The sequence below is a fragment of the Actinoplanes sp. NPDC051411 genome, assembly GCF_040682075.1.
Lineage (GTDB): Bacteria > Actinomycetota > Actinomycetes > Mycobacteriales > Micromonosporaceae > Actinoplanes.
The window spans coordinates 1-4,804 of record NZ_JBFBAD010000256.1 but is presented as its reverse complement, the minus strand read 5'-3'; the positions used below and the strand labels follow the sequence as shown (position 1 = coordinate 4,804).

The 4,804-nt window shown below is 72.2% G+C and carries 5 protein-coding genes; 1 reads left to right on the top strand and 4 read right to left on the bottom strand.

Annotated elements, in window-relative coordinates:
- The first annotated feature begins 116 nt into the window (after positions 1 to 116).
- Complete coding sequence (locus tag AB0M88_RS52835) at positions 117 to 1,319, top strand: GAF domain-containing sensor histidine kinase (protein WP_364116123.1); 1,203 nt, start codon at positions 117 to 119, stop codon at positions 1,317 to 1,319.
- A gap of 8 nt (positions 1,320 to 1,327) precedes the next feature.
- On the opposite strand, the gene AB0M88_RS52830 is transcribed toward AB0M88_RS52835, so the two are convergent.
- The 4 genes from AB0M88_RS52830 to AB0M88_RS52815 form a co-directional block, all read right to left on the bottom strand.
- Positions 1,328 to 1,969, bottom strand: a complete 642-nt coding sequence (locus tag AB0M88_RS52830; protein ID WP_364116121.1) for a GNAT family N-acetyltransferase — start codon at positions 1,967 to 1,969, stop codon at positions 1,328 to 1,330.
- Positions 1,970 to 1,998: 29 nt separating this feature from the next.
- A complete protein-coding gene (locus tag AB0M88_RS52825) occupies positions 1,999 to 2,724 on the bottom strand; it encodes a C40 family peptidase (RefSeq protein WP_364116118.1) in 726 nt (241 codons plus the stop codon).
- Between the two features lie 395 nt (positions 2,725 to 3,119).
- A complete protein-coding gene (locus AB0M88_RS52820) occupies positions 3,120 to 3,656 on the bottom strand; it encodes a DUF4352 domain-containing protein (RefSeq protein WP_364116115.1) in 537 nt (178 codons plus the stop codon).
- Between the two features lie 85 nt (positions 3,657 to 3,741).
- The gene (locus AB0M88_RS52815) at positions 3,742 to 4,704 is read right to left on the bottom strand and encodes an NAD(P)H-quinone oxidoreductase (RefSeq protein ID WP_364116112.1); all 963 of its coding nucleotides are present in this window, start codon (positions 4,702 to 4,704) and stop codon (positions 3,742 to 3,744) included.
- Positions 4,705 to 4,804 lie beyond the last annotated feature (100 nt).

The following is a 4,804-nucleotide window of genomic DNA, read 5'->3' as shown; positions in this document are numbered from 1 at the left end:
GTGGGTCCCCCGCGCCCCCGGCGCCCCCTCCGGCCCCCCCCCCCCCGGGGGGGGGGCCCCACTGCTGTCTGGTCGAACCCGCCCATATCGGGCGAAGAAAATGAGAAGATCGCCCGATGAGAGCGCCCGTGCCCGCCGACGAGCCGGCCCGGCTCGCCGCGCTGCACGACACGCAGGTGCTCGACACGCCGCCCGAGGACGACTTCGACGACATCGCATTGCTCGCCGCCGAGATCTGCCACACCCCGATGGGCATGGTCAGCCTGGTCGACCGGGACCGCCAGTGGTTCAAGGCCAAGGTCGGCCTCGACATCCGCGAGGCGCCCCGCGAACTCTCGTTCTGCGCGTACGCCATCACCGGGGCCGAGATGCTCGAGGTGCGCGACGCCCGCGACGACGACCGGTTCTCGGACAACCCGTACGTCACGGCCGATCACGGGCTGCGGTTCTATGCCGGCGCGCCGGTGGTGCTGGACGGCGTCCACTCGGTCGGCACCGTGTGCGTGGTCGACAACGAACCGCGCACGCTCACCGCGGCGCAGCAGCGGGCGCTGCGCAGCCTGGCCCGGCACGCGTCGGCGCAACTGGAGCTGCGCCGCTACGCCCGGCACGCCGGCGAGGTCGCCGAGCGTCTGAGCGAGCTCGACCAGATGAAGGACACCTTCCTGGTCAGCGTCAGCCACGAGCTCCGTACGCCGCTGTCCTCGATCGTCGGCTACCTGGAGCTGCTGCTCGAAAGTCTGTATGACGCCGACACCGGGCGCCGCTTCCTGACCGTCATGCAGCGCAACTCGACCCGCCTGCTCCGGCTGGTCGAGGAGCTGCTGCTGGTCTCCCGCCTGACCGAGACCGACATGGATCTCGACCTGGCCGACCTCGACCTGACCGAGCTGATCCGGTCGGCCCTGGAGGGCGTGCGGGCCGAGGCCGAGCAGCGCGAGGTGCGGCTGACCGACCGCAGCACGGGACCGGTGCCGGCCCGCGGCGACGTCCGGCGGCTCGGCCAGGCCCTCGACCACCTGCTGACCAACGCGGTCAAGTTCACCGGCCCGGGCGGCGAGGTGGTCGTGCGGGCCCACGCCGGCGACCGGCCCGGGGTGACGGTCACCGACACCGGCATGGGCATCGCCGACAAGGACCTGCCGCACGTCTTCGAGCGCTTCTATCGCGGCCGGGCGGCCGAGGTGATGGCGGTGCCGGGGCCGGGCCTCGGGCTGGCGATCGTGCGAGCGATCATCGACGCCCACAACGGCACCGTCCGGATGGACAGCGAGCCGGGCGTCGGGACGACGGTCGACCTGACGCTCCCCTGCGCCTAGGCCTGCGCCTAGACGCCGAACATCGGCCGGGCCGGATCGAGACCCTCGATGGTCACCGGGATCGACCGGGCCGCCTCCCACGAGTCGCGATCGAGGCGCAGGCGGCGGCCGACGACCGGAACTCCCCGCACGACGTGACGCGCCACCCCGTCGTCGGCGTATCCCAGCTTGCGCGACACCGCGTACGAGGCGTGGTTGTCGGCGAACGCCTCCGAGGTGACGAACCGCGCGCCGAGGCCGGCGAAGGCCAGTTCGAGCACGGCCGCCCGCATCTCGGTGCCCAGCCCCCGGCCCTGATGGCGACGGCCGATCCACGACCCGGTGCCCGCCTCGCGCAGCACCGCGAAGTCGCACCCGTCGAGACTCTGGGTGCCGACCACCTGCCCGTCGGCCAGCGCGACCAGGTTGAGCGACCAGTCGTCCGGCTGCCAGGCGCCCCAGGCCGCCCAGTGGAACTGGACCAGGCCCCGGGCGACCTCGTCGGCGGGCCGGTCGGTCCACTCGGCGACGAACGGCTGCCGGGCCGGATCGTGCACTCCCGCGGCGGCGAGTTCGGCCAACTCGGCCAGTCGATCCGGCCCGGGAAGACACAACTCGAGGCGCGGGGTGCGCAGCAGAAGTCCGAACAACGGCCAGCTGTCGATAATCACGGGCGCGATTATCTCAACACGATCGGAAATTAGAAGCGCTCCACCCGCAGACCCGAATAGAGCTTGCGATAAACCACACCCGTACGGTGGTTACCCGCGTCGATCATCATCCCGTGGCCCATGTAGATGCCGACGTGGCCGGGCCCGACGACGAGATCGCCGGCCCGCGCGATCCGCCGCGAGACGGTGTGCGCCCGGGCGGCCTGGGCCCGTGACGAATGCGGCAGCGCGATGCCGGCCTGGGCGTAGGCGCGCCGGGTGAGACCGGAGCAGTCGAAACCGCTGCCGCCCTCGCCGCCGGTCACATAGCTGCGGCCGATCTGGGAGCGGGCGTACGCGATGACCGCGTTCATCCCGCCACCCAGGGCGATCCGGCGCACCGGCCGGGCGACGGCCGCGTGCCTGGTCACCACCGCACGGTAGGTGTGCCGCAGGTGTACGACCGGGCGAGCGGCGGTGTGCGCGGCCCGGCGGGCCAGGGTGGTCCGCCGGGCCGGGATGGCGTGGCGGACCACTCTGAGGGGCTTTCTCAGGCCGGTTACGTGGGCCGGGAAAGCGCCGCCGGTGTGCCGGGTCACCCCGAACACGGCGACGTTGGCCGTGCGTACGGCGGCCAGGATCGCCGGGCGGCGGAAGACCCGCGCCGCGGCCGGTCGCGTGGGCGCGGCCCGGCGAGGGGCGGAACGGGACGCCCGGAGCGGGCTGACCGTTCGCGCCACGAATGCGTTGTCAGCGTCGAGAGCGGCGGATTCCACGCGGACCGGTGTCAGCGGCGGTAGCGCGCGAGCGGAGCCGGCCGGGCTCTCGGCGGGGTCGATTGCCGGGGCGACGGCGGCGAGCGCGATGGCACCCGCGGTCAGGACCCGGCGTGGGGACGGACGGTGCAGTGTTGCCTCCGAACTCGGCCCGGGGCACTCGCGCGAATCCTCATCGGTGCGGCCATAACGTGAGCCACGCCCGTGCCGGCCGTTGATGGCAAGCAATAGGAACCCGGACAACTCGTTAATTCCGTCGACCATGCCAACACATCACAGGAATGTCTCGGGGCCGATTTCACACAATCAACCCCGGATTTCTGAGAAAAGAAAGAAAGCTGAGCTGTCGATCCAGGGTCGTGGATTTCGAATTTGACCCGAACGCGCCGTGCGCGTCAGGACAGGGGCACCCGCACGCCGGCCGAGCCGACCTGCTCGCGCAGCTGGACCGCCACCGGCGACACTCCCGAAGGCAGCTCGAACGGCAACACGCCGGGCACGCTCCGGCCCGGCGCGATCTCCTCGAGCAGGGTCGGGTCGCCGTCGTTCACGAAGACCGCCGCCCGGTCGGACACCGGGTAGCGCCTGCCCTGCGCGTCGATCGCCTCCTGAGCGCCCGGGTCGAGCAGGGCCGGCTCGGTGCCGGAGTTGCGCACGGTCACGTCCACCAGGCAGAACTGGCCGTTCGCCCGCTGCGGCAGCTCGGCCGGGCCGACGGTCCCGACCCCGCATTTCACGGTGCCGACGTCAAACACGAAACCGCCGTCCGACGGTCCGGCCGGGTGTTTCGGTCGCGCCATCAACGCGTACGCCCCGGAGCCGGCCACGATCGCGGCGAGAGCCGCGGCAGCCAGCCAGGGCCACCGCGCTCGCTTGCGCCGGGCAGGAACCTCGGTCTCGGGGGCGGCGGGCCGCAGGGAAGTGTTCGTCATGGGGGCTCATGCTGAGTGGCCGCCGGTGTTCGACCGGCCGAACGCGCGGAAACGCGGTCGGCAATCACCCGCCCGTGTTAGCTTCCTACGGCAGCAGCAGGATCTTGCCGAGGTGCTCGCTGGCCTCCATCACCCGCTGGCCCTCGGCCGCCTCGGCCAGGGGCAGCGCGGCGTGCACGATTGGCCGGACCGCGCCCGCCTCGACGAGCGGCCACACCTCGCGGGCCACGCCGGAGACGATGCGCGCCTTCTCGGCTGGCGGCCGCGCCCGCAGCGAGGTCGACGAGATCGTGCCGCGCTTGGCCATCAGCTTGCCGAGATCAAGCTCGGCCCGGGTGCCGCCCTGCATGCCGATGATCGTGAGGCGCCCGTTGGTGGCCAGCACGTCGAGGTTGCGGGCCAGATATTTGGCCCCGATGATGTCGAGCACCACGTCGGCGCCGCGGCCGCCGGTGAAGTCCTTGGTCGCCGCCACGAAGTCGTCGGTGCTGTAGTCGATGACCAGGTCGGCGCCGAGCGCGCGCACCTCGTCGTGCTTGACCGACCGGGCCGTGGTGATCACCGTGGCGCCTAGCGCCTTGCCGAGCTGGATCGCGAAGCTGCCGATCCCGCTGCCGCCGCCGTGCACCAGCAGCGTCTCGCCCTTGTGCAGCCGGTCGTGCTCGACCGTGTTGGACCAGACCGTGCACGCCACCTCGGGCAGCGCGGCCGCTTCCTGAAGGGAGAGCCCGGCCGGCACCGAGAGCAGCTGGGCGGCCGGCACAGCGACCTTCTCGGCGTATCCGCCGCCGGCCAGCAGGGCGGCCACCCGCTCGCCGACGTGGTGACCGGTCACGCCCTCGCCGACCGCGCTGATCACGCCGGCGCACTCGAGGCCCGGATAGGGCGGGGCGCCGGGCGGCACCGGATAGTTGCCCTGACGCTGCAGGACGTCGGCCCGGTTGACGCCCGCCGCCGTGACATCGACGACCACCTCGCCGGCGCCGGCAACCGGGTCGGGCACTTCACGGAGGACGAGTTGCTGGTCCTCGATCACGATCGCGCGCATGAGGAAACGCGACCTCGGTGAGGGCACGCCAGAGGGCGGGAGGCGGGTTGGGGTCGGTGGCCGCAAGGACGTGTACGAGCACGGGAGACTCCAGGAAGGC